The sequence below is a fragment of the Brevundimonas sp. 'scallop' genome, from assembly GCF_011045535.1.
GTDB classification, from domain to species: Bacteria; Pseudomonadota; Alphaproteobacteria; order Caulobacterales; family Caulobacteraceae; genus Brevundimonas; species Brevundimonas vesicularis.
Map to the genome: position 1 here is coordinate 2662343 of NZ_CP039382.1, position 24609 is coordinate 2686951.

Annotated in this window: 28 protein-coding genes; 18 read left to right on the forward strand and 10 right to left on the reverse strand. The window is 64.1% G+C overall.

Annotated features, from left to right (window positions below):
* The first annotated feature begins 7 nt into the window (after positions 1-7).
* The 6 genes from E4341_RS13270 to E4341_RS13295 all read left to right on the forward strand — a co-directional run bounded on the left by E4341_RS13270 (position 8) and on the right by E4341_RS13295 (position 6495).
* The gene (locus tag E4341_RS13270) at positions 8-1702 is read left to right on the forward strand and encodes a phage tail protein (RefSeq protein ID WP_165117899.1); all 1695 of its coding nucleotides are present in this window, start codon (positions 8-10) and stop codon (positions 1700-1702) included.
* A complete protein-coding gene (locus tag E4341_RS13275; RefSeq protein WP_165117901.1) occupies positions 1629-3704 on the forward strand; it encodes a hypothetical protein in 2076 nt (691 codons plus the stop codon). The genes E4341_RS13270 and E4341_RS13275 overlap by 74 nt, the downstream gene beginning before the upstream one ends.
* Before the next feature lie 28 nt (positions 3705-3732).
* Complete coding sequence (locus E4341_RS13280) at positions 3733-4053, forward strand: hypothetical protein (RefSeq protein ID WP_165117903.1); 321 nt, start codon at positions 3733-3735, stop codon at positions 4051-4053.
* 58 nt (positions 4054-4111) lie between these two features.
* Positions 4112-4453, forward strand: coding sequence for a hypothetical protein (locus E4341_RS13285; RefSeq protein WP_137720728.1), 342 nt, complete (start codon positions 4112-4114; stop codon positions 4451-4453).
* Positions 4450-4965, forward strand: coding sequence for a hypothetical protein (locus E4341_RS13290; protein ID WP_165117905.1), 516 nt, complete (start codon positions 4450-4452; stop codon positions 4963-4965). Before E4341_RS13285 ends, E4341_RS13290 begins: the two co-directional genes overlap by 4 nt.
* Before the next feature lie 267 nt (positions 4966-5232).
* A complete protein-coding gene (locus E4341_RS13295; RefSeq protein ID WP_165117907.1) occupies positions 5233-6495 on the forward strand; it encodes a DUF4062 domain-containing protein in 1263 nt (420 codons plus the stop codon).
* Between the two features lie 208 nt (positions 6496-6703).
* On the opposite strand, the gene E4341_RS13300 is transcribed toward E4341_RS13295, so the two are convergent.
* Positions 6704-6874, reverse strand: a complete 171-nt coding sequence (locus tag E4341_RS13300) for a hypothetical protein (RefSeq protein WP_165117909.1) — start codon at positions 6872-6874, stop codon at positions 6704-6706.
* 213 nt (positions 6875-7087) lie between these two features.
* Between E4341_RS13300 and E4341_RS13305 the strand changes: the two genes are divergently transcribed.
* The 3 genes from E4341_RS13305 to E4341_RS13315 are packed head-to-tail and all read left to right on the forward strand — an operon-like array spanning position 7088 to position 8227.
* On the forward strand, positions 7088-7600 hold the full coding sequence (locus E4341_RS13305) for a TIGR02594 family protein (protein ID WP_165117911.1): 513 nt from the start codon (positions 7088-7090) through the stop codon (positions 7598-7600).
* On the forward strand, positions 7597-8004 hold the full coding sequence (locus E4341_RS13310) for a hypothetical protein (RefSeq protein ID WP_165117913.1): 408 nt from the start codon (positions 7597-7599) through the stop codon (positions 8002-8004). Before E4341_RS13305 ends, E4341_RS13310 begins: the two co-directional genes overlap by 4 nt.
* A gap of 28 nt (positions 8005-8032) precedes the next feature.
* Positions 8033-8227 (forward strand): hypothetical protein, encoded by a 195-nt coding sequence (locus tag E4341_RS13315; RefSeq protein ID WP_165117915.1) that lies wholly within the window; start codon positions 8033-8035, stop codon positions 8225-8227.
* Positions 8228-8527: 300 nt separating this feature from the next.
* Here the strand turns inward: E4341_RS13315 and E4341_RS13320 are convergent, their stop codons facing one another.
* The 5 genes from E4341_RS13320 to E4341_RS13340 form a co-directional block, all read right to left on the reverse strand.
* Positions 8528-8908: a response regulator gene (locus tag E4341_RS13320; RefSeq protein WP_165117917.1), complete on the reverse strand. Its 381-nt coding sequence runs from the start codon at positions 8906-8908 to the stop codon at positions 8528-8530.
* Positions 8908-9831, reverse strand: coding sequence for a sensor histidine kinase (locus E4341_RS13325; protein WP_205751303.1), 924 nt, complete (start codon positions 9829-9831; stop codon positions 8908-8910). Before E4341_RS13325 ends, E4341_RS13320 begins: the two co-directional genes overlap by 1 nt.
* Positions 9832-10079: 248 nt before the next feature.
* The gene (locus tag E4341_RS13330) at positions 10080-10595 is read right to left on the reverse strand and encodes a hypothetical protein (protein WP_165117921.1); all 516 of its coding nucleotides are present in this window, start codon (positions 10593-10595) and stop codon (positions 10080-10082) included.
* Positions 10596-10720: 125 nt separating this feature from the next.
* Complete coding sequence (locus tag E4341_RS13335; protein WP_240893567.1) at positions 10721-11455, reverse strand: Crp/Fnr family transcriptional regulator; 735 nt, start codon at positions 11453-11455, stop codon at positions 10721-10723.
* A 228-nt stretch (positions 11456-11683) separates the two neighbouring features.
* The gene (locus E4341_RS13340) at positions 11684-11920 is read right to left on the reverse strand and encodes a hypothetical protein (protein ID WP_165117923.1); all 237 of its coding nucleotides are present in this window, start codon (positions 11918-11920) and stop codon (positions 11684-11686) included.
* Positions 11921-11965: 45 nt separating this feature from the next.
* Here E4341_RS13340 and E4341_RS13345 point away from each other — a divergent pair, with 45 nt between their 5' ends.
* A complete protein-coding gene (locus tag E4341_RS13345; RefSeq protein ID WP_165117925.1) occupies positions 11966-12112 on the forward strand; it encodes a hypothetical protein in 147 nt (48 codons plus the stop codon).
* A gap of 57 nt (positions 12113-12169) precedes the next feature.
* On the opposite strand, the gene E4341_RS13350 is transcribed toward E4341_RS13345, so the two are convergent.
* Positions 12170-12508, reverse strand: coding sequence for a hypothetical protein (locus E4341_RS13350; protein ID WP_112863687.1), 339 nt, complete (start codon positions 12506-12508; stop codon positions 12170-12172).
* Between the two features lie 3 nt (positions 12509-12511).
* Positions 12512-12781 carry a hypothetical protein gene (locus tag E4341_RS13355; RefSeq protein ID WP_165117927.1) on the reverse strand — a complete coding sequence of 90 codons (270 nt, stop codon included), beginning with the start codon at positions 12779-12781 and terminating at the stop codon, positions 12512-12514.
* A gap of 171 nt (positions 12782-12952) precedes the next feature.
* Between E4341_RS13355 and E4341_RS13360 the strand changes: the two genes are divergently transcribed.
* From E4341_RS13360 to E4341_RS13375, 4 genes are all read left to right on the forward strand, one after another.
* Complete coding sequence (locus E4341_RS13360; RefSeq protein ID WP_165117929.1) at positions 12953-13813, forward strand: DNA adenine methylase; 861 nt, start codon at positions 12953-12955, stop codon at positions 13811-13813.
* Between the two features lie 452 nt (positions 13814-14265).
* Positions 14266-14466, forward strand: a complete 201-nt coding sequence (locus E4341_RS13365; protein ID WP_165117931.1) for a hypothetical protein — start codon at positions 14266-14268, stop codon at positions 14464-14466.
* 63 nt (positions 14467-14529) lie between these two features.
* Positions 14530-15174: a hypothetical protein gene (locus E4341_RS13370; protein ID WP_165117933.1), complete on the forward strand. Its 645-nt coding sequence runs from the start codon at positions 14530-14532 to the stop codon at positions 15172-15174.
* A gap of 322 nt (positions 15175-15496) precedes the next feature.
* Positions 15497-16144, forward strand: a complete 648-nt coding sequence (locus E4341_RS13375) for a hypothetical protein (RefSeq protein WP_165117935.1) — start codon at positions 15497-15499, stop codon at positions 16142-16144.
* Between the two features lie 62 nt (positions 16145-16206).
* Here E4341_RS13375 and E4341_RS13380 read toward each other — a convergent pair whose 3' ends face one another.
* Together E4341_RS13380 and E4341_RS13385 are read right to left on the reverse strand one after the other, a co-directional pair.
* Positions 16207-19509: a S8 family serine peptidase gene (locus E4341_RS13380; protein ID WP_165117937.1), complete on the reverse strand. Its 3303-nt coding sequence runs from the start codon at positions 19507-19509 to the stop codon at positions 16207-16209.
* 208 nt (positions 19510-19717) lie between these two features.
* Positions 19718-20215 carry a hypothetical protein gene (locus E4341_RS13385; protein WP_165117939.1) on the reverse strand — a complete coding sequence of 166 codons (498 nt, stop codon included), beginning with the start codon at positions 20213-20215 and terminating at the stop codon, positions 19718-19720.
* A gap of 143 nt (positions 20216-20358) precedes the next feature.
* On the opposite strand from E4341_RS13385, the gene E4341_RS13390 reads away from it, so the two are divergent.
* From E4341_RS13390 to E4341_RS13405, 4 genes are all read left to right on the forward strand, one after another.
* Complete coding sequence (locus E4341_RS13390; protein WP_055753342.1) at positions 20359-20856, forward strand: GAF domain-containing protein; 498 nt, start codon at positions 20359-20361, stop codon at positions 20854-20856.
* 59 nt (positions 20857-20915) lie between these two features.
* The gene (locus E4341_RS13395; RefSeq protein ID WP_165118789.1) at positions 20916-21593 is read left to right on the forward strand and encodes an SDR family NAD(P)-dependent oxidoreductase; all 678 of its coding nucleotides are present in this window, start codon (positions 20916-20918) and stop codon (positions 21591-21593) included.
* Positions 21593-22429 (forward strand): CoA ester lyase, encoded by an 837-nt coding sequence (locus E4341_RS13400; protein WP_165117941.1) that lies wholly within the window; start codon positions 21593-21595, stop codon positions 22427-22429. The genes E4341_RS13395 and E4341_RS13400 overlap by 1 nt, the downstream gene beginning before the upstream one ends.
* A 76-nt stretch (positions 22430-22505) precedes the next feature.
* Positions 22506-24536 carry a capsular polysaccharide biosynthesis protein gene (locus E4341_RS13405; protein WP_240893568.1) on the forward strand — a complete coding sequence of 677 codons (2031 nt, stop codon included), beginning with the start codon at positions 22506-22508 and terminating at the stop codon, positions 24534-24536.
* Positions 24537-24609 lie beyond the last annotated feature (73 nt).

A 24609-nucleotide genomic window follows, 5' to 3' on the forward strand; every position in this document is an offset into this window, starting at 1 on the left:
CATGCCCTTGAAACGCTTCCTCATGGCCAGCGCCTTGGCGCTGAGCTTCGTTGTGTCCGCGCCGACGGTTGCGAAAGCGGATCCGATCACGGCCGCGATCGTGACCTGGGCCGGCTTCACGGCGGGCACGACGGCCTTCGCCGTCGCCACCTTCGTGGTCAACTCGGCCCTCTATGCGGCCGGCAGTTGGGCAGTGACGAAGGCCGCCAAGGCGCTCGGGCTGATGAAGTCCAATGTGGCCGAGCGCCAGGCCAGCGTCACGACGCTGTCGCTGGGCGAGACGCCGCGCGAAGCCGTGGTCGGAATCGCCTGCGTTGGCGGCTCGCTGATCGACGCCTGGAATCACGGCGGCAAATACGGCACCGATTACGTCACCCGCCGTGTCGCCCTGGCTGACCACGTCCTGGATGGGCTGATCGGCTATTACGTCGACGACACCTACTATCCTTTCGCGGCAAACGGGGTTCAGCCGGGCTTCAACGGCGCGCTGCAGCTGACCTTCGTCAATGCGACGCGAGATGGCGCCTTCCCGCCGCCCTACATGCTTCAGGCGGGCGTGGGGCTGACCTCGGCCGATCGTTGCCCCAGCGTCGCCGAGATCTGGATCACCTATAAGTTCGACGATCAGGTCTGGACGCGCGGTCACCCTGGCCTGAAGTTCGTCGTTCGTGGCCTGCGGGCATACGATCCGCGGTTCGATCCGCAGTATGGCTACACTGGCCCGTCGCCACAGACCTGGAACGATGTCTCGACGCACCGCTTCAGCGAAAACGCGGCGGTCGTTCGCTACAACATCCAGCGCGGCGTCTATGCCGTTGGCCGGCACGGTGAGCTTGAGCACCTTCTGATCGGACGGGGCCTAACGGCCGACGAAGCCCCTGCGGCGCGCATCATCGCCGCCGCTAACGTCTGCGACGAGATCGTTGATGGCCTGCCGCGCTACACCGTCGGCGGCGCGATTTCGAGCGCCCAGGCGCACATCGAGGTCGAGGAGATGTTCGCGGCCGCGACGGCCGGTCAGATCGTCCAGCGGGATGGCGGCGTCGAGGTCGAACCCGGTCAGGCCAAGGCGGCGGTCGTCACCATCACCGATGCGGATCTGGTCGCCGGAGAGGCGATCAGCTTCGACGAGTTTACGCCCGACACCGACGGCGGCCGGGTCAACACGGTCATCGCCCGCTATGTTGAGCCGAGCCAGCTCTACAAGGATCATAGCGGTGCCGTCCTGCGCGACCAGGCCAACATCGTCGAGGACGGCGGGCCGCGCGAGCTGACGCTGCCGTTGATGCTGGTCACGAACAAGGGCCAGGCCGATCGCTGCGCGGAGATCACGCGACGCGGCGCGCGGCTGGAACGTCGCGCGCGGATCGCCTTAGTGCCGATGCTGCTGGCTGGCCGCGCCTCGGCCGAGCTGGAAGACGGCGACATCATCGCGTGGCAGAGCAATCGCTATCATGAGGGCGCGACGGTCCGATATCGGATCGAGGCCTATGGCGTCGACGAAGGCTGGCGCAACACTCTGCAGCTCTGGGGTCAGCGCCACGACCGCGCAGCGGGCGGCGGAAAGCACCCTGCCCTCGACGTTCGAAGAGAACGGACGCTATTTCGGCACCGTCACCGGGCCTGGGTTGGCCCTCGGCGACATAAACTATCAGGTCTTTTTCCCGACCATCGTCGGCATCGGGAAGGTAGTAAGCCGTGACGGGTTTGCGGAATACGGCACGAAGGGCGTCATCGCCCTAAAGCCTGGACGGAAACACCGGGTCCGCTCACGCGGCCGGATCGTTCAGAACGGCCCGAACGACACGCATCAGTGGGTGCTTGGCTTCCAAATCTATGACGCGAACGGGTCGGTCCTGAACCAATGGTGGACCGAGTTCAGCAACATCAAACGTCATGCTGATGGATGGTATGACATCGGTGGATCGGAGCCGACGACCGAACAGTTGCAGGCGCATGCGCCAGGCGCCACCTATATTCGGCCCTACGTCCTGCAAGGTTGGGGCGCCTCGGTCTATCCCGGATCCATCTCCGAGGTTGCCTTCCTTCGGTATGAGGATGTGACTGAAAGCGCCGCCGCCGCCAACTCGGCCGCAGCCGCACTTTCGTCCCAGGCCGGCGCCGACGCCTCCGCGTCTCGTGCTTCGATCAGCGCCAATTTGGCAGCCTCGGTCGGCGCCAATGCCAGCGTCGTGAACAACAGTCGGTTCCTGAACTGGCCTGCCGGTCAGCCGCGCCCGGCAGGGTGGGATGACTGGGCGAACGCCAACGGCACGCCGAACCTCGGCCCGGTGGATGGATGGAACGGCCGACGTCCTGTCCGCATGCAGTATGTGTCCAGCATGCAGGACCTGGGCATGAAGCAGGTCGTCAGCGGCTTCAGGGGTGCGGGCGCCTATAATCTCGAAGTGGAGATCGCCATCCCGTGGGGCGGACCGACCGGGACGGGCTTTCAGGGCGCGGGCGTCCTGATCCAGTGCATGGACGCCAACTTCAACTATCTCGGCGACGGTGGTGTGCTGCGTTTCTTCCAGGACGCCGACACCGGCGGGAATGTCGCGGGCAGCGGATCGGGCGACGGCAAAATCTATCGCTTCAACAAGCGGGTCGATTTGCTGCCGAACACGGCGAGCGTGCAGCTTTACCTGATGACGCGTTGGAAGGACGGCTTCCTGCCTCAGGGCGCAAACGAGAACAAGACGCTGGATTGGTACAGCTGCGACCTCTCGCCCGTGACGGAGGGAGATCGCGCGGTTCCGGCGCTGGCGGCTCAACTCAACGTCACCGCCGCCGTTGCGGCCGATGCGCAGACACGCCTGGCGAATGTGATCTTCGAGATCATCGGCGCGGCCGGCGGCGACCCCTTCCAGCTGTTGTTCAAGGCTGTCGGCTCGAACTCGCTAGGTCAGATGGTCGCCAGCGCCCTACGCTTCGGCAATGTCATCGGCGGTCAGATCGTCGATGTCATGAAGCTGGTCGGCGGCTCCGTATTCATCACGGGCAAACTGCTGCTGGGCGCGGCCGGACAGATCGAGCTGGACCCTGCCTATCCGCTGATCCTGTGGAAGTTCGGCGGGGCACGGCTGGCCATCGGGCAGATCCCGAATGACCAGCTGTTCTTCTGGTTCGGCCCTTCAGTCGAGGTCAGCCAGATGCGCCGAAACAATGCGACCGTTTACATGGACCGCAACGGACGGGGTCACTGGATGGGCGCGATCACCGCCGGCACGATCTCGAACAGCATTCAGGGTTCGAACGTCAACGTGCCGGTATCGGCCGCGCTGGGTCCGTTCTCGACGAACGGCGGCCCCATCGTCGTCAACTGGTCGTATTCTTTCGATCGCACGGGCCGTCGCTGGGGCAACCAGACGGGCGGCGTGACCGGCACGACCAGCGCCCTGGTGCGGCTGTATCAGAAGATTGGCAACGGCGCGGAAACCCTAGTCGACACCATGACGGTCAACGGCGATTTGTCGGCGACCTATGACGGGGAGCCTGTTCCGGGCCAGCCTGGCGGCACCGTCGGGCAGACATTCATCTCCGAATACATGGGCGCTTCCAAAACCTACACCGACAACGTCGGCGGAACGGCCGCTCGGACCTACCGCGTCGAGGTCGCGTCACGATCCAACAAGTCCGTTTCGGGGCAATCCCCGGCCGCTGACTCCATGGATCAGCGCTACGGCGCGACTTCCAGTGAATGACCAACTCTGATCACGAAAGGATCTGATCATGTCTAAAGCCGACCCTACACCTGAAGAGATCGAGGCGGCCCGCGCCCTGGTCTTGAAAGCGGACAATGCCGCGAGCGAGGCCCGCAAGGTGGACGTGCTCGCCAAACTCCAGCCCTTGATCGCGACCGGCTTCGGGGCTGAGAATCCCGTTATCGATCTTGCTGCCCTAAGCGCAGTGATGCCTTCAAACTATGCCGGCCTCGCCGATGTCGATCCGAACCTGGCCAGCCAAGTGCTCAGCGTCGTCAGCCTGAACCTGTCGGTGAACGACCGCATCCGCAACCTAGTTGCGCTGAACTCGCCGCTCACAGCGGCCTGATCCTAGACCCAAGCCGCCCGACGGCTGTTCCACCACGGCCTGACTATCGGAGGGGCGGATGTTCGACCCGCGTGAACTGCCTCTGTTCTGGGGCCTGTGCGGCGGCCTGATCGCGGGCGGCCTAGGGATGATCCCAGCCTATGGGTCCAAGGGCGCGACGCGCGAGGCTCGAGTGCGGGCCTGGCTGTCGCTGTGCATCGGTGTCTTCGCCGGACCGGTGGCGGCCGAGGCGGCGACGCCGTCGATCGTCGCCTTGGTCAAGGTGCTGGACTTCCGCGTCGTGGCGCTGGCGATCGGCTGGATGGCCGCCAACGACCCGCGCGGCTTCTTCAATCTGGTGGGGCGCATCATCAAGGCCGGCCTTCGGGCGGCCGTGGAAAGCAAGGAGGCGTCGTCATGACGCATCACGCATGGGTCGTTCTGACGGGGATGCTGTTCCTGTCGGCAGGTGGGGTGATGACGGTCGTGTTCCGACTCCTGGGGCCGACCTATCACACGCGGATCTCGGGCAGCTTGTTCCTGAGATCTGTCGTCTTCCTGATCGCGATTTTCCTGATGGTCAGGGGCGCGACGACGGTGTTTCCGGGCAGGCTGGTCCGCGTCGAGCATATGTCGCCCCTGCTGCCGCTTGGCGCGCTATGCTCGCTGGCCTTCTCACTCATCGTTCTGGACTTCGTGCAGCGGGATCGCAGCCCGCCACCGTGGAGCGTCATGGCGATCCGCCTCTTCACCTTGATCCGCCGCGAAGATTGGGCGGCCGAGGCGGCGATGAAGCTGCCGCCGGCGGGCCTGCTGGATCGGCCGGTGTCAGACCAGCCGCATCACGGGCTGCGAATTACCGTCATCTGCTTCGCGCTGGTGATCATCGCCGCCGCCGCTCTGACGATTTGGTTCAACGGCCTGTTCAGCTGACGAACCGGGTTTGTTGGGTGGGGACATTCTGTGGGTTCAGAGGCGGTTGGACAGCGAACATGGGCTGCAGCCGCATCTGGGGCTAAGCTGACGAACGAAACAGCGATCTTCGCTTAAGACGCGACCGCTAGTCTGATTGTGGTGGTGCAGACTTGGTCAGAACCGATCTACGAGTTTCTACGTCCAGATTTTAGTTCTCACTCTCGCCCAAGATTGCTTAGGCGTTATGGTCTGGCCCGGGGCGAAACTGCGGACCACAGATTTCAGATGACGACACGGCCGACCTTTTTCCTTTCCTCGACCATCTACGATTTTAAGGATTTGCGGGGAGCCATCAAATACACACTTGAAGCTAGAGGTTGCCGCGTACTGGCGTCGGAATTCAACGATTTTGGTGGCGACCTTGACCGCCATAGCTACGAAGCCTGTCTCGCAAATATTGAGCTCGCGGATTATTTCGTCCTTTTGATCGGCGCGCGCGTGGGCGGCTGGTACGATGAACCTAAGCGCATCAGCATCACTCAGCAGGAATACCGGGCCGCGTATGCACGCCATCGCGCGGGCCTGATCAAGATCATTACTCTCGTGCGCGCCGAAGTTTGGCAGATGCGCGAGGACCGCAAAGCGCTGGGCCATCACCTGGAGACCTTGGAGTTGGCTGACGCGGAGCGAAGCGCTATCCGAAATTATCCCAGCAGGTCCGCCAACGATGCAATCTTCATTAGCGATTTCCTGACCGAAGTCGGGCGAAACGCCGAAACCGGATTGGCGGTCAAGACTGGCGACGCCAAGCCGACCGGCAACTGGATCCATGTCTTCTCCAGCTTTCGGGACGTTCACGACGTCTTGAGCCCCTTGGCCTTCTCTGGTCAGACCGCCGATGAGGCGGCCTACAGTCAAGCACTGCAGAACGAACTTCTTACGGTACTTGCCCGGCTGCTGTCCAAGCGGGATGGGAAACCTACCGAGTACAGCAACAGGCTCAAACGTCACATGGAAGAGTGGCCGATAACTGTTAACGACCGATTTGAGGACAAATTCACTATTGACGCTGAAGCTTGGCAATCCTTCAGCTCGATCATGATCCACGCTTTAGGCGGTCCGCTGAATACGTCGGTCATTCAAGATGCGCTCACATCTAGCCTATTTATGGCCTATGATGCAGAATCTGGAAGGTATCGCCAGACGCCCGCGTACGCAGCCCTTGCTAGGCTCGTTGATGAAATACGGATGTACAACTTAGGCGCCAAAGCCGAAGGTCTTTCGGTTATATTCGACTTCTCGGCGAGGCAAACTTCGCGTCACAAGGGTCCCGTACAGATTCCGACGGGAAAGCTGATGCCGCTCTACGGGCTTGCCCATCGCTGGATCAATATCGTTAGTCTCACGAAAGCGCTAATCTATCACCTTAGCGGCCGTCCTTTCGAGCCGCCTAAGTTGATGCCTATGTCTCCGATCGTCGGGATGGAGGAGCGTATCGCTGCTGAGAACCCCACTCCTTTGGAGGTAAAGGCGGCTCTCGGCCTTTGAATTGAGCCTATGGATGGGACGGGGGTGCATGCCTACAAAAATGCTATCCGTCGCTGCCGCATAGCTTTCTTGCCTTTCACAGCGGCGCCTTTGCACGAAGCCGGTTTGAAAGCAGGCTTTCCGACGGACTCGATACGGTCGAGACCGGCTCGAGCCGTCAGGCTCCACTTTGACGCTACCTCTCACATCTGACGCGCGCAAGCCAACGTCATTGATCGTCAGGCGTGATGAACCTCAAAGCTTCAATCGCCGTTGCCTTGGTCTCTAAATCGCCTGCCATCTCATCCAGCAAGGCGAGCGTGCGCAGGCAGTTGATGGCGCGTTTCAACTCTCGATAACGGCGGGCTTCGGCTCTCAAGGCGCGGGCGGCGAATGGCATCGCAACCCAACATCCATCAGTGCCCCCGGTTCGACCTCTGCCGCAAAGAAACTTGAACGCCTCAGCGCCAGACGGCGCGAACGAGACCCCACACCGCCACCACGACGTTGGCGACCAGCACGATGACGAAGGCGGCAATGAACAGCCGCCTCGGTTCACGATTTCGGTCGCCCCTCATGGCGGCCAGCTAACCCCAAAATCCGGAGACTGACCATGGCCTCGAAAGAGCCTGCTTGGCTGGCGTTCGCCCGCCAGCAAATCGGCGTGCGTGAAATCGTTGGACACAAACACAGCCCAATCATCATGGGCTGGATCCAGAAGCTCGGCGCTAAGGTGCTGGGCATCAAGGTCGTCGATGACGAGACTGCCTGGTGCGGCACCTTCGTCGCCATGTGCATGATGATCGCCGGGCTGGCGTCACCGCCGATCGCTGTCCGCGCCTCATCCTGGGCCACTTGGGGCCGTGAGCTGATCGGGCCTCGCCTCGGCTGCATCTTGGTCTTCACGCGCACGGGCGGCGGGCACGTCGGCTTCTACATCGGCGAGGACGCCACCCACTTCCACGTCCTGGGCGGCAATCAGGGCAATGCCGTCTCGATCACTCGCATCGCCAAGGATCGGCTGGCCAAGGGTGGCATGCGCTGGCCCGCCGGCGTCGCGCTGCCGGCGGTTCAGGTGATCCGCCTCACCGCCGCCGGCGTGCCTGTGACGGTGAATGAGGCATGAGCCGCACCCTCACGCCGCTCGGCTGGCTGATCGCCGGCATCGCCCTGCTGATGGCCATCGCCCTGATTGCCTGGGGCTGGAACAATCTCTGGGCCTGGCTGCCGTGGTCGGCCGAGGCGCGTCTGGATCGAGCCGAGGCGCGGGCCGATCGGGCGGAAAGCGACGCCTCGGCGCGCGTTCTGGAAGCCCAAGGCAACGCCGAGCAGGTCCGACGCACGGAAGCCTATGGCGACATCCGCGTGCGCGTCGAAGCCGCCACTGCCGAATCCATCACCCAAGCCCGGAGCGCCCCTGATGCGACCAATCCTCTCGCGGCCGATCGCGCCGCTCGTCTTCGCGATCATGACCGCCGCCTGTGCGACATCGCCCCGGCCGGTTGCCCCGCCACGCCTGGCGCTCCCTGATGCGGCGACCCAGCCCTGCGCGCTGGCTGTGCTGCCGGATCATCCGACGGCCGCCGATCTCGACGCGACCTATATGCAGCGCGGCGCCCAGGTGGTCAGCTGCGACGCCGCCCGCGCTCTCGCCGTCGAAACGCTGATTGCGGAGCGGCTGCTGATCGATGAATGGCTGACGCTCTTGAGAGAAAGTCGGCTGCCATGGCTTGGCCGCTTCAGGCCGGACTAGAGGAGGCGCTCGCGGCGCGTCAGTAGCTTCAGCAAGCTGTCTGCACTGATCAAAACGGCGGCCAGGAACTTCATAGGATGAGGATGAACCCATCTGTCCAGCGGTGTCACCATAATATTTGGTAAGAGTGGAATGTTCAAGAAACGCGATCACCACATGGCCGCTCGGACCCTGAAACTGCGTTACGCGATTTTGGGCTTGAGACCGTTTGCGAAAACGGGTTTTCACGTGTTGCGCGATCTGGGGACGCTATCCTCGGGAGTGGCGGCTTTCGGTTTTGGCCGTCGAACCCAAGGCGCTTCAGTTCGGCGTTTCCGGCTCGATCTGTTTCAGCATACGAAGATTGTTCACCGGCTTGGCCAGGAACTGGGCGCCGGAGGCAAGTTCAGTGGCGAGAGGGGCTTGTTGGCTCGACATCACAAAGATGGTCGTCGGTGGATGCCGGTGTCGGACGATCTTAGCCAACTCCAAGCCGTTCATTTCGCCACGAAGATTGATGTCCGTAAGCACCACCCGGACACCAGGATCGTTGGCCAGCAGCTCGATCGCATCTTCTGCCGACGAGGCCTCGAGCACGCGAAACCCCTCATCGCTAAAGAAGGCGACGAGATCCATACGCAGAATATACTCATCCTCGACGATCAGGATCGATCGATCGCCGTAGGGTCGCGATTGCAGCATTAAACGTAGTCTCTCAGAGTGACCGAAGCCGGAGCGTCCAGTTCAAAAACCATACCATGTTCAGGGTAGCGCACGGTCACGTCGCCGCTGCAGTAGCTCGCTAACGAACTTTGGACGAGCTTCGTTCCGAACCCCTCCCTCGATGGAGGAACGACTGGCGGCCCTCCCTCTTCCCTCCAGATCATTCTGAAGCGATCGCCCTTGTCAGATTGCGCGATCATCCAATCCAAATGGATGACACCCGAAGCATTAGACAAGGCGCCATATTTGGCGGCGTTCGTCGCAAGTTCATGGAGCGCCAGGGCCATGGGAAGGACGATCCGCGCATCCAGTTCGGCGGCTTCGCCCTTCATCCGAAGTCTGCAGGCGTCTGCTTTATGACGCAGCACATCATGGCAGAGTGTCTGCATGTCGCCGCCGGACCAGGACGTCTGGGTCAAGATGTTCGACGCGGCGCCGAGGGCGATCAATCGCTGGGAGACAGACGAGCGGACCTTGGGGTCCACGTTCTCGCTCCGCAAAGATTGAGTGACGATCGATTGCACGACCGCGAGCTGATTCTTCAGCCGGTGCGCCAGCTCTGTGTTCACGAGTTCACCGACTTCGGACTTCTCGTGCAGCTGCTCAAACATCGATCGCAGGGTCGCAGCGAAGACGACCAGGCCAGCCAGCACGACGGTGTACAGCGTGGTCGAACCGATACGTTCGTAAGTCGGATGGCCATAGGCGAATATGTAGGACGCCAAGCTCGCACCCGCTGAGGCAAAGGCGGCTAGCAATCCGGGGCCTGCGCCCAAAACGAGCGCTATGCCCAGCACCACGGGAATGAAGAACAGAAACGGCAGAAAGTCTGGACCGAATGCCTCGCGCGCGACGGCAACGATCAGCACGAGGCTGACGGCGACAAGGCACCGCACAGCCATCGAAAGCTTCAGCTTTAACGACCAAGCGAGCAGCCTCTGCATTGATGATGTGGCGGCTCTGATCGGCACTGCGAATGAAATCCCGTTGAAACAGAAGCTTAGCGTTGGAAAAGTGGGCCGACAAGCTTCGGCGCCGCCGTGCCCTCGCCGTCAAAACGCTGACAGCCGAACAGAGGCTGATCGACGAGTGCTGAAGGTGGGCAACAGACGCGTGGGTTGACGGGCTCCGACCCGTCCGGATTGACAAACTACAGGCCGAAGCCCTTTGCGGCTGCGGCCCCTGCTAGGATTGCAGCACCACTAAGTCCGGTTGCCACCGTCGGCCAAAGGACCCACGTCCATGCGCGAATGTACCAGTTTGATATGCGATGTTCCGTCGCTATCGCGGCATCCCATTTCTGTTCGAATTCATCGCGAGGAAGAACGTCGAAGCAAAGGTCGTTGAACGCTTTCGCGGCCTTACCGCGCTGATACATCGATAGGATTTCCCATCCTATGAACATCATCAGGCTGACGCCCATTAGCGCGGCTGCTGCGCATCTAGGCCTGACGCCGATGTCGCTTGCGACACCCGCCCATAGACCGAAAAAGGCTGCGTAGCCTGCAGCGATAACGAAGTTGGTGTAGTCCTTTCCCTTAGACACGGCATCTAAATGTCGCGCTTGCAATCGATCAATACGGGCGTCGCGTGCCCGATCACGGACCTCGTAAAAGAAATCCCCTTTTACCCGCAGCCCGCTTGGTTGATCGTTCGAGAAGTTCATGAGCGTCCTCGTGCAGTCGGAACCTGACACGGCGTTATGCGATTGTGGAGTCGGACCGATCGCGAAGTCGGATCTAGGTGTTGCGCGAACACTGCCGCCGTCCTTTCGAGGGCGGCGGCCTTTCGCTATGACGGGTTCTGATCCGAGGAGATAAGTCGCGGCTGCAGGTAGGTGGGGTCAAACTGCGCCAATCGCGCAAGTTTGCTCCAGTCGTGGATGATAGCTGAGCCGCCTCTCCACTCCAGCAAACTTTGCTCGCGAAGCGTCTTCAAAGACCGGTTAACGTGGACCGGCGTGATGCCGACCATGTCTGCGGCATCGGACTGCGTCAGCCTCAGATCAAAACGGTAGTCGGCGGCCAGGCCCACCGCCTCAAGGCGGACGTAAAGCTCACAGAACAGATGGGCCAAACGTTCCGTAGCCGACATTCTCCCCAGCGCCAGAAGCCATTCACGATTAATCGCACCATCGACCACGGTTTCTCCCCACAGGGCGCGCATTAGTCGAGGCCTAGCCTCGCACAGGAGCTTTAAACTGACGTGCGATATGGTCGCGATGACCGCATCGGTAAGTGCCACCAGGCTGTGGTCCATCTTTTTCAGCAGCAGGCTGTGCAGGTCCACGAAATCGCCAGGGACATTCAGTTCGCTAATCTGCCGACCGCCCTCGTTGAGGATGGAGACGCGACCCACTAATCCGCCCAGCAGAAGCATGCTTACTTGCGGGCAGCTACCTTCCTCGACGAGAACCCGCCCTGCAGAGACTGCTCGGGTCTCCCCGATCAATGCGGCGAGGACATCTCGGTCGTCGTCAGAGACACCTTCCAATCGCTTGAGTGTTATGGCCAAGAGGTCGTGCACGAAGATCTCGCCAGCCCGTCGTCGTCACCGACACATTTTCCCGTCAGTTCAGCGAAGAGCTTATAGTACTCGCTAAGCTTGTTCTGTCCTATTGCGGACATTTGGAACGCTGTGACCACGTTCTGGTTGAAGCTCTGGAGCCGGCCTGAGAGGGTGGCGGCCCGGCTATACGCGCCACCCCGTGCGGCGGGCCGCTTTACTCTCCCAAGCTGTGAAGCGCCCGTCGCGTCAACACTCCGCGAGAAAGTCTGCCTCAGCCTCGGTACCGATCCGCGTCCGACTGCTGATCCAGACATCAAGGCCCCGATAGTTCAGCCCGCCGTTGTTGCGGGTCTTCAGATCGCGGCCCGCCGCCTGCACCATGAACCACGTCCAGTGCGCGACGATCAGAATCCTAGATGACGGAGACGCGTCGATCAGGGCGTCGATCTCGTCCAGCGTCAGGTCCGGTTCGCCGGCGGCCATCGCCACAGCTCCGTCAGCTGGCCCCCGCTGCCATGGTGTCCTCGAATGACGATCTGCGGCCGCCGATTGCCGCATCGCTTGCAGACCATCTTCGCGCGCATGTCGCGCAGGGGCGTGAAGCGCTGCGCCTGGGGCAGCTTCGCCCACGCGGGGATGACGCTGCTGCCGCACTGGCAGACCAAGGCGCACTGATCGCCGCGTCGGATGTCGTCGGGCGTCGTGTCGTCGCGATAAGGGTTCAGCACGGCGTCACAGCTCCGGATCGTCGCTGATCGTCGCCTTCACGCGCGCCTCGGGCGGATCGTGCATGGGCCAGAAGACGCCCTTCGGCTCGCCGGGGGGCGTGAACAGAAAGACCATTCGGCCGGGGCATCCGTAGCGCCGACAGCGCGCCCAGCGGTTCCAGAGCTTCACCTGTGGCCCTGACAGACGAATGACGACCGACAGGTCCACCCAGCAATCCAGATGACATCGCGGGCACCGGGTCGAGATCGTCCAATGGTCGCGGCGCAGCTGCGACACCGTCATGTGCGGGGCCACGCTGAGGTGATGGCCGAGGCCTCGGTTCTCCGGCTTCTTGTAGCCCACGGCTCATCGGCGCGAGAGGCGCGCTGCGAGCCTATGGGTTTCGTCCGCCGTCATCTTGGCGAACTGACCCATGCCCAGCGCCAGAGCGGCGCTGACCAGGCGGTCGTTCTCTTCCTTCGACACATAGGCGACATTCGACCCCGGCCCCGGCGTCGCCGGCAGGCTGGGATGAGGCGGTGGATTGCGCACGACGCGCGCGGCCAGCTCGGACTCCAGCCGCATCAGCTCTGACAGCGGCATCGGTCGTGACGAACCCGGTTTGTCGATCGGCATCCCCTTCCTCCTCCTTCATTTCGCCCCCGTCCGGGGCGGGATCGGCGCGTTGCAGCGCGTCGATCTGCGGGCCTTACCCCGCACGACCAGGACCGATCGGCCGTCCGGCTGATCGCCGCCCCCGCTCACGCGAGCCGGGGACTCCTACTCGTGCAAAAGGCGACTCCGCAAATGAATTGTTCTCGTAATGTTCTCATCGTTGATCAGCGCCCTGTCGCGCCGTGCGAACCGCCGACGGCGTGGCTCGGCGGCAAGCGCCACCTGGCCCGGCGGATCTGCGGCGTGCTGGCCGCCACGCCCCATGACGCCTATTGCGAGCCGTTTATCGGCATGGGCGGCGTGTTCCTGCGCCGGCGGGTTCGCCCGTCCGTCGAAGTGATCAACGACCTAAGCGGCGACGTCGTGACCCTGTTCCGCGTCGCCCAGCGCTTCCCCGACGCCCTGATCCGCGAACTGGCGTGGCGGCCGGCGGCGCGGGCGGAGTTCGAGCGGATCCGCGAGACGCCCGATGGCGACCTGCTGGACATCGAGAGGGCGGCCCGGTTCCTCTACCTTCAGACGCTGGGCTTCGGGGGCAAGGTCGCCGGGCGGTCCTATGGCGTCAGTCCGACCAGCCCCCACAACTTCGACCTGACAAAGATCGAGCCGCGCCTGCGCCAGCTGCATGACCGGATGGCCGGGGTCGTAATCGAGAACCTGGACTGGCTGGCCTTCATCAGCCGCTACGATCGCGCCGGCAGCCTGTTTTATCTGGACCCGCCGTATTGGGGCGGTGAGGGCGACTACGGCGCCGGCATGTTCTCGCGCGACGATTTTCAGCGCATGGCCGACAAGCTGCGGACGATCGAGGGGCGTTTCCTGCTGTCGATCAACGACCGGCCGGAGATCCGCGAGATGTTCGCCTGGGCCGACGTCGAGACCGTTAAGACGGTCTATTCGATCCAGGGCGGGAATGCGCCTGGCGCGGCCGAGCTTCTCATCGCCAAGGGTGTCGAGCTTGCTCCGGCTGCTCCGCAGGCCAAGCTTCTGTAAAGTCTCATCCCGTTGCGTTTTCTTGTTTTTGATCTGTCGTCTTGTTGGCTTTCGGCATCAGCAATGGGTCCGCATTTGGGGGCCATTTCTACGAGCGGTTTGCTCTGCGTTCGGTTTCCTGATTTCGCGTGGTATGCCGCATCCTTTGAATGCGCGAGGGTGACTGCGACGCTCGCTGCGATGAACGTTTCGGCAATGTGTGCGAACTAGCGTTGACGATACTTCACGGTCGCGTGGACAAAATGTCATTCGGCCACAAGTTGCGCTTGTGCGAGTCAGTGTGTATATCGCCGCTGGTAGGCAGCGCATTAATCCCATCTTCAGGCTCATGACGGCATTTTGCCGCGGTATCCCCGTCTCCGACGGGGCAACCTTTGTGACCGGAGGTAGTTCAGATGACGTGCTCTGGCTTCCGCCGACTCAATGGTGAGGCGGCGATAGGAGGTATGTTGATGAACCCGCAAATCGAACGCGTTGGGACTGCATTGTTCCCGGACAACGGCGGTCGAGTCGCGAACGTGAAGTTTTTCCTTGGTCACAATCGCGCTGTGAGCGGTGCGGACCTTGCTGACCAGCTGGAACGCGCCAACGCGCAAGTGCGCCAAGGTGCGGCGACTCGTGTCGGTGATTTGGATGCTTACGTGCCCTGCTAAGCAGGACATTTGACGCGAATCTACAATCTGGGCTAGTCAGCGATCCCCTTTGCTGGCTAGCCCATGTCATTTCTGCACCTATACAAATTTGCTGAAGGCCTTGCCGCCGCCTCGAAACCGGGACACCCACCGGTTGAGGTTGAGGCGATCAAGAAGTGGATCATCGACGCAGGTATTGCGACCGAGATCGAAGTGTACGCCGTCTCCATAGATCGCGACCTTTCTCCAGGCCACGTCATCGTCAGAGATTTTCGTGAGGACCGGCATGATGATGCCGATCTGCGCGCCGATGTCCGCATCTTCAAAGGATTAAACACCTGTTGGGTGCGCTTCGTGTCCTGCAAGGAGATGATGCACCTCTTTGATAGTGACGAAGAGGCGGTGAACGAACGGCACAAGTTCTTCACCCTTATGGACGAACTAGATGCCCCGCCGCCGCCGTCAGATCAGTCGGCGATGCTCAATTCTGAGTATGATGCGGAGTGGATGGCCTTGCTGCTACTCGCGCCCAAGCCTTTGCGCGACGAGTATCGTGCGAAACTCGTGGCTGAAGAGATCACCGTCTACGACGTAGCGTGGAAGTTCCGTATTCCTCAGCTGGTCGTGCGGGCGCTCATGAGTGATCGTTACGATCAACGGTACAAAATCCTCGTCACGGATGCAGAAGAGCCAGAGCCTGCTGATCCAAACGAGCCCAAGCCAGCATAGATTTCCGTCGGACAACGGGGGGTGATCAGTTGCGCTATGCGAGCTTGGTCGATTTAGCCTCCCGCCCGCTTTCCTAGATGATGCTGCTTGCCAGAAGCATGCGATCGAGAGGCTTCTCCCCTGCCCTTTAGGTTTGACACAATGCGCTATCATCCAGCGGTGTCAGGCTCTCTGAGTCATGGGTTTGACAGCCTAAGTCGTTGATGCGGCCTGGAAGCCTACGCCCTCCGGGCCTACCAAACCCATATCCGGCGCGCCTTGACAGATCGGTCGGTCGTGAACGTCATGGCCTATGGCGATCTCTCGACGGTCTGTAGCGCTTGTGACGCTGGTTGCGCTGGGTCAGGCGTCCGGCGCTTCGGCTCAGTCCGCGCGCGCCGATCGGCACAGCATCGATCAAGCCTATGCGATCGTGGATTTCCAGACGTCGCGCAGCGGTCGTGAAATCGCGCAAGCCCTACAGCGCCATCTCGATCGCCTGCCGATGCAAGTGACCTATCGTCAGCTGAGCGTGGCCGATGCGCCGCGCTCACCCGGTCGCTTCACTCTCGTCGATCCGACAGCGCAGAGCGCCTTTGGTCTGCAAGCGCCGGCGACACGCGCGCCGGCCGGGTGGCTGAGCGCGCCGCGGACGGTGGTGTGCACGGGCGCGAGCTGGCGCGCGGAGGCGGTTCGTCGAGTGCAGGCGCGGATCGAGCAACGCTACACCCTGTGCCTGTTTCCCTATCGCGATGGGCGGCGCCGGGGACATCAGTTGAACGTCTACGCCTCGACCCTGCTGGAGGGCGATCCGACGATACCCGTTCGACGCTCCAATGAAGTGGAAAGCCCGGCCGTCTTCATTCGCGCTGCGGTGGAGGCGGTCGAGCGGGTGACGGGGCGCAGGGGCGTCTGGATCGAAAACCGAACGGCCGAGCGGGATCGACCGTTCACCCAGGACAACGACGCCCTGTCCGCCCAGACGAACTAGGCGCAAACAACAACGGCCCCGATCGTCGATCGGGGCCGCCGCCGTCTTATCCTACCGTCAGATCAGAACTTGACGCTGAACCGACCATAGATGCGGTTGTCGCGATACTCGTCCTTGTAGAGGCCGGTGTAACCCAGCTCGATCGCGGTGCGTTCGGTGGCCTGTATGTTGAAGCCCAGGCCGCCCGAGATCACGTCGTCACCAGGATTGGCTCCATCGATCAGGAAGCGCGGACCGTCGGCGAAGGCGGCGTCGAAGACCGGGCCGTCACCGTTCAGGTCGTGAGTGTAGGCCAGGTGGGTCACCGCCGACAGACGCGCATGCCCCTCGCCGCCCGCCAGCACGGTGCGGGTGCGGAAGCCGGCGGTCAGCAGATCGGCCTTTTGCTTCACATTGCCCGACAGAGCGGCGTCGCCGCCCGTCTCAACGACATCGGCGTCGTATTCGACGTGGCTGTAGGCGGCGTAGGGCTCGAACATCGTGCCGCCGACGGCGCGGCTCCACGCCACCTCGCCATAGGCCTGCCAGACGTCGCCGTCATAGTCGCCGACCAGGGCGTTGGTGAAGGCGTTCAGCTGCGCCGTACGATCCGTGCGAACATCGGCGCTGGCCCAGGATCCGCCGACGCGGATCTGGAAGTCGCCGACGCCGGCGCCGCCATAGACGCCGATCTGTTCGCTGGTGACCCGGCCGGTCGAGCGCAGACGCGGCGAGCGCAGTTCCGAGCGGGTTTCGCCCAGCGCCACGCCGACATGGACGTCGTTCGCCAACGCCTTTTCAGCCCCGACCAGATAGCCGGAGGCTTCGTTGCGGAAGCCTGCGAGGCCGTCATGCGCCGAGCCCTGGCCGTTGCCGAAGACGCCGCTGCCCCAGACCGACACGCCGTTGCCGACGTAGGTGGCCGCGCCGCCCTGACTGCGTCCGCGCTCGGACATGGCGTCGCGGATGACGCGGGTGTCCGAAACGGCCAAGCCGCCCAGGGTGGCGTGGACCTCGCCCGTCAGGCCGCTGAGCGCGCCCTGAACCGCAGGCACGCTGGCGTCCAACAGGGCGTTTTCGAGCGACAGATCGCGGTTGGTCCCGGTCGCGGTGTTGTTGATCATGACGTCCAGCGCGCCGCCGACCGACTGTTGATTGTCCGTCCGGCCTAGCGAAGCCACGGTCACGTCGTTGCGCCGCACCGTCAGGACAACGCCGTTGGTCGAATAGGTCAGCACCGGGGCCAAGAAGGCCAGATCGCTCTGGGCGCCGCTGAACGTGCCCGTCACCGGGCCGGTCGAGTTGATGATGTTCATCCGCGTGCGCAGATTCCATTCACCGTTGTCGGCCTTCAGGATGACCTGGCCGCCGTCGATCTTGGTCGTGCCGCCCACGTTCAGGCGAGAATAGGCCGCGCCGTTCACGCTGGAGCGAATCCACAGGAAGGAGCCTGACTTGAAGTTCAGGTTGCCGGCGACCGTCAGGGTTCCGAACGGATTAACGCCGTCGCCGGGCGACACCACGCCGCCGCTTTCCGCCGTCAGGTTCGCCAGACTGCCCGTGCCGCCGATCATGCCAACGCCGCCGACGGTGGCGCTGGATCGCAGCAGGCTGCCGTTGACGGTCAGAAGGCCGCCCTCGACGCGGGTCGGGCCGCTGTAGTCGTTGGCGCCCGTCAGGATCAGCTGGCCGCCGCCCTTCTTGACCAGACCGCCGATGTCATTGCCGAAGTTGGCCTTGACCTCGGCCGAATAGCGGTCGCGCGCATCGCCGATGTTGTTGCTCCAGATATCGACCGTGCCCACTGCGACGGTGACGTCGCGGGTGTCGCGCAATGCCGTCGGTCCGCGCAGGGCCACGTCCATCTGAGGCGCGCCCCAGCCCGAGCGCAGATCGACGCCCGGCGTGTCCAGATCCTTGGAGCTGGACACCAGAATGTCCGAGATCAGCGCCGTCGAATATTCGGGGAAGTTTTCCATCAGCAGGGCCGCGAAGCCCGAGATGTTCGGCGCCGCCATCGACGTGCCGGTGTAGGCCGCATAACCGCCGCCCGTGTATTTGATATACTGGTTCAGCACGCGCTGAAGCTCATCGTTGGCGTACTGCAAAACCGCGCCCGAGAACGCCGGCGTCAGTAGCGCCATATTGTTGGTCGAGGTCAGGAGCCCTGCCAGAACGGAGGTGAAGCCGTCCGGATCACCCAGCCGCGCCCCCGAAACCAGGGTGATCGCAGCAGCCTGACGTCCGACTTCGCGGCGCCATGCATCCTCGTCGTACGATGGTCCGCCCACGGCGCGGGCGTTCAGGTAGGCGTTCAAAACGCCGATGAACTGGTTCACCGACGCGTTTTGCAGAGCGGTGACTGTGGTCGCCGAGTACAGACCGGCGTAGTTGGCACGCGGATAGAGGGCCAGGATGCCCGCCCGGTCCATCGTATAAGCGGGCACCGACGAGACGACGGCCGAACCCGGTCCGGCGACGCACCAGGTCGCCGTCTGACCGCAGAAGCTGGTCGAGGGGTCGGCGGCGGTGAAGCTGGAATAGTTGGCGACCGACAGCCAGTTGGAGCGCAAACGCGGATCGTTCAGCGGCGCAGCGGCGTCGATCCCGGCGTGCACGCCAAAGCCGTTGCCGGCCGAGAAGACGACCAGGACGTCCTTGTCGAGCACCGGCTTGTAGAAGTCGCCATAGTTGCGGTTGAACGACGCCAGCACGGTGGGCAGCGAGGCGTTAAACGGCAGCGAATTGCCGCTGCCCCAGCTGTTGTTGATGATGCGCACCTGGCCGGTATTGGCCAGATCGACGATGTTCTGGTTCTGGGTGGCGACGATCTTTCCGTCGATGATCGCGTCCTTGTACCAAAGGAAGTCGCCAGCCGAGAAGTTGGCGGTGGCGGCGTACAGCTTGGCGTTGAAGGCGTTGCCGAACATCGGCTGGCCCGTCACGCGATCGCCGGCGATGGTGCCGGACACGTGGGTGCCGTGACCTTCCCACTGGCGACGCGGATTGATCATGCCGTCGTTGCCATAGCCGGCGACCGCCTGGCTGCGCAGGCCCATCACCTTGCCGGCCGATCCGAACAGCGGGTGGGCCATGTAGACGCCGGCGTCATTGACCCCGACGGTCTGTCCACGTCCGCTCAGGCCCATGGCGTAAGCGTGTTCCAAGCCCAGGAAGCCCTTTGAGTAATCGACGGAGAACTGGCTGTCCGCGCGCCAGGACGCGATGGCCGTCTGATAGTTCGTCGTGCGCGTGCCGTTGGCCATGTAGAAGCCGCCGGTCGGCGCCGTGGGAGCCGGAGTGGTCTGCGCCACAGCCGTCGTGCCCACCATGATCGCGACGCCGGCCGCTGCGGCCAGAAGCCCGCCCTTGAAACTGAAACCCAAGATTTACCCCCTGCGGCCTGCGGCCGACGACTCTACTGCGCCCCCGCGACGCAACTCCGACGCACAAATCGAAGGTGTTTCGCGTTGCCGTCAACCACATTTTCGCCTTGAGACGTTTCGTCCCAGCAGGATTGTTTGGGATAAACCAATCTCTTGCGCTCAAGCTTGAGGCGCCTGGGTCGCCTTTGGCAGGTGGCGTGGCGTGTGATTACCGCACGCAGATGCGCGCGCGGTCGTTGATCCAGCAGTCGCCCTCTAGGCGGACCGTTCCAAGGCGGTCGCCGGCCTTGTCGTCGTCGGGGTCGGCGTTCCAGGTGGCGTCGGCCGAGCCGTCGGCCATCAGGACGACGACGGCGAAATGGGAGTTCTTGGGCTTGCCCTCGGACCACGCGTTCATGGTGTAGCCGCCGTCGCCGAACGGATAGACGAGGCACGGCTCATCGAGCAGAACCTTGCCGTCGACAGAGAGATAACAGGACTTGCGTGACGCCGCTGGCGTAGTGGGTTCTGACGACGAGGTGGCGGAGCCGGCGCCGGTCTTCGCCGGTTCCGCAGGCGGTGCTGTCGGCTCTGAAGAGGTCGGCGCGGGGGTCTGCGTCGTGTCAGCTGGCCCAGGCGCGCCGGCGTCCTGACCACAGGCCGCCGCAGCGGCCGACAGCATCAGGGCGGCGATCAGGCTGAGCGATCGTGAAGGAGTTGATGTCACGCGAGCCTCCATCGTTGTCTCCCAGCGCCAACACGGGGGCGCACGGAACCGTTCCCGGCGAGACGGCGGCGAATGACGGCGCCCCTCCCCTTCGGCCGGCCGCTCGCCTATATCGCCAGCCTGTCCCGCTCCGGAGTTTTCCCATGGCCTATGTCGCCCGCAACGATCGTCCCGCCGACAAGGCGGCGCGCTATCTGGAGGTCGAGGCGGAAGTCCTGGCCGTGCTGGACGGCGAGCCGAATGTGACGGCGCGAATGGCGACGGTGGCGTCGATGCTGGCCGATGCGTTCGAGCACTATTTCTGGACCGGCTTCTATGTCGTGGCGCCGGACAAGGCGGACGAACTGGTGGTCGGGCCGTATCAGGGGACGCTGGGGTGCCTGCGCATCGCGTTCGGGCGCGGGGTGTGCGGCGCGGCCGCAGCGACCGGCCAGACGCAGTTGGTCGAGGACGTGCACGCCTTCCCCGGCCACATCGCCTGCGACAGCCGTTCGGCCAGCGAGATCGTGGTGCCCGTGCGCGACGCATCCGGCGCTCTGATCGCGGTGTTCGACGTGGATGCGACGACGCCGGCCGCCTTCGATACGGACGATCAGGAGGCGCTGGAGCGGTTGATGGCGAAGGTGTTCGCCGACGCTTGATCGGGCCGGTTGATCTGGCCGCAGCCGGCTCTATGGTCCCCGGCGACATGGAGGATCGGATGATGCAGCGGACAGTGGCAATCACGGGCGGACACGGCGTCCTGGGCCGGGCGGTGCTGGAGGCGGCGCTGAAAGCCGATTGGCAGGTCGCGGTGATCGACCATGCCTCTGGCCATGCCGTCCCTGAAGGCGTGCTGGAGGTCGGCGGGGTCGATCTGACGGACGCCGGCCAGGCGCAGAAGGCCGTAGACGCCGTGATCGCCCGGTTCGGGCGGCTGGACGCCCTGTTGAACATCGCCGGCGGTTTCGTCTGGCAGACGACCGACGATGCGGAACCTGCGTGGGACCGGATGCACGCGCTGAACGTCACGACCGCCGTGAACGCCAGCCGCGCGGCGCTGGATGCGCTGAAGGCCTCGCCCGAGGGTCGGATCGTAAACGTCGGCTCGGCCGCCGCGCTGAAAGCCGGGGCCGGCATGGGGGCCTATGGTGCGGCCAAGGCCGGGGTCCACGCCCTGACCCAGGCGCTGGCCGAGGAGTTGAAGGCGACAAAGGTGACGGTCAACGCCGTCCTGCCGTCGATCATCGACACGCCGACGAACCGTCAGGACATGCCCGACGCCGACCCGGCGACCTGGGTCGCGCCGGCCGATCTGGCGGCGGTGATCCTGTTTCTGGCCTCGCCCGAGAGCCGGGCCATGACCGGAGCCCTGGTGCCCGTGACTGGCCGCGTCTGATGCGCAGCGACCGGGTCCGCAGCGTGCTTTATCTGCCGGCCTCCAATGCGCGGGCGATCGAGAAGGCGCGGACGCTGGATTGCGATGTCGCCGTGCTGGACCTGGAAGACGCCGTGGCGCCCGAGGCGAAGGCTGACGCCCGCGACGCCGCCGTCGCGGCGGTTCGCGGCGGCGGGTTCGGGCCGCGCCTGGGCGTGCGGATCAATGGGCTGGACACCGACTGGGGGCTGGACGACCTGACGGCGATGAAGGCGGCGGGAGCCGCGCTGGTCGTCGCGCCGAAGGTGGAGACGCCCGAGGCCGTGCACGCCCTGTCCGCCGGCCTGGCCAAGGGTTGCGCCCTGTGGGCCATGATCGAGACGCCGCGCGCCCTCATGGCGCTGGCCGATATCGCGAGCGCAGGCGGGGCGCTGGACGGGCTGATGCTGGGGGTCAACGACCTGGCCAAGGCGTTGGGGACGGGGGCGTCGCCGGATCGCGAGCCGTTCAAGCCGTGGCTGGCGATGCTGGTCGCCGCCGCGCGGGCCAATGGCTTGCTGGCCATCGACGGGGTGTTCAACCGGATCGACAATGCGGAAGGCCTGGCGGCCGAGGCATTGCAGGGGCGATTGTACGGGTTCGACGGCAAGAGCCTGATCCACCCGTCGCAGATCGCGGCCGCCAACGCCGCCTTCTCGCCGTCCGAAGCCGAGATCGCCGATGCGCGAGCGATCGTCGCCGCCTTCGACGCGCCAGACGCCGAGGGGCGGGGCGCGATCCGCGTGAACGGGGCGATGGTCGAGCGGCTCCATCTGGAGCAGGCGAAGGCCTTGCTGGCGCGGGTGGATGGGGCCTAGTCGCGTCGATGCAACCGCCGTAAAGCTCGCGTCGAACCTCAGCGGACCCGTCTTGCCCCTACCCTCTGACACGCCTTTGAAAATCCCGGCTTGGGTCTGCGCGCCCGGCGTGCTGAAGGTGCCTTTCCTCGACGTGTTTCTGGCCGACTACGACCTGCGTCGCCTGCCAGGCGAGGACGTGCAGGCGGTGCTGGGCTGGGGGATGAAGACGACAGCGGCGGCGGGGCGACGGTGGGCCGAGAAGAACGGGCGGCTCTATGTGGCGCTGGAGGACGGGTTTTTGCGTTCGATCGGCATCGGCGAGGCGGGCGCGACGAGCCTCAGCCTGATCGTCGATGATCTGGGTGTCTATTATGATGCGACGCGGCCCAGCCGGCTGGAGCATCTGATCCAGACGGCCGACGATTGGTGCGACGCGGCCATGATCGCGCGGGCGCGCGGATTGATCGATCGGATCGTGGCGTCGGGCGTGTCCAAGACCAACATGGGCGGGCCGCTGGATCCGGGCCTGCTGAAGCCCGGTCGGCGCGTGCTGATCGTGGACCAGACGTTTGGCGACGCCTCCATCGCCTGTGGGCTCGCCACGGCTCAGAGCTTTGACGACATGATCGCCGCCGCCCGGCGCGACGAACCGGACGCCCAGTTGATCGTCAAACGCCATCCGGCGGTGGCGGCGGGCCGGAAGCGCGGCTGCGTGACGGACCTGACCGGCGTGACCCTGGTCGATACGGACGTGCGGCCGGCCGACCTGCTGGCGGCGGTGGATGCGGTCTATTGCGTCACCTCGGCCCTGGGGTTCGAGGCCCTGTTGCGCGGCTTATCCGTGCGGTGTTTCGGTGCGCCCTTCTATTCTGGCTGGGGCCTGACGACCGATGCGGTCCAGACGGGGCGGCGCGGCGTCGCGCGATCGATCGAACAGGTCGCCGCCGCCGCCCTGATCGCCTACAGCCGCTATGTCGATCCGGTGACGGGCGACAGGTGCGAGGCCGAACAGGCGCTGGAGCGGTTGATCGCCCTGCGCGACCGGGCCGACCGACTGGCGGGCTCGTGGTCGGCGGTGGGGTTTGCGCCGGCAAAGCGTCCGCCGGTGCGCCGACTGCTGAACTCGCCCAGGGCGTCGATGCGCTATTTCATGTCGCCCTCGCGCGCCGCCGCCCACGCCAAGGCGAGCGATGGGCGGCTGATCTGGTGGGCGGGCAAGGAGAGCGAGGCGACGCGTCAGGCGGCGGCTGCATTTGACGGCCCGACCGTGCGGATGGAGGACGGCTTCATCCGTTCGCGCGGCCTGGGTTCCGACTTCGTCGGTGCCCTGTCGGTCGCCCTGGACGATCAGGGCGTCTATTACGATCCGTCGCGGCCTTCGCGGCTGGAAACCCTGATCGAAACCTCGGACCTATCGCCGGTTCAGCTAGCGCGGGCCGCCGCCCTGCGGACGCGCGTGGTCGATGCCGGCCTGTCGAAATACAATCTGAGGGGTCAGGCGCCGACGGACTGGCCCGCCGATCGCGACATCCTGCTGGTGGTCGGTCAGGTCGAGAACGACAAGTCGATCCTGCTGGGCTGTGCGCCGGATCTGAACACCAACTCGGCCCTGGTAGAGGCGGCGCGGCGCGATCATCCGGACGCCTTTCTGGTCTATCGCAATCACCCCGACGTGCTGGCGGGCAACCGGCCCGGGCGGCTGGACGCCGGGGCCATGGCCTCGGTCGATGCTGTGGGCGACGGGCTGGATATCATCGACTGTCTGAACGCCTGTCGCCGGGTGGCGACCCTGACCTCCCTGACCGGGTTTGAGGCCCTGATGCGGGGCAAGGCGGTGTCGGTCTATGGCCGGCCCTTCTATGCCGGATGGGGACTGACCGACGACCGGCTGACGTTCGAGCGCCGCCGCCGCCGCGCCGGCGTCGATCACCTGGTCCACGCCGCCCTGATTGCCTATCCCCTGTATGTAACGCCCGAGGGCTGGCCCTGCGAGGCCGAGGATCTGGTGGACCGGCTGATCGCCGCGCGCGACCAGCCGACGCCCAAGGTGCCGCGCGGCCAGGTGCAGCGCTGGGCCGCCGGCATCATCGCCAGTCTCGACCGCAAGCCGCCGCCGTCCTATTGACGCGTTCTGATAGGAAACGGACTGTCCTCAAGCAGCAAGGTCCCGCGGGCCGAGCGATAGGAACACACTCCTC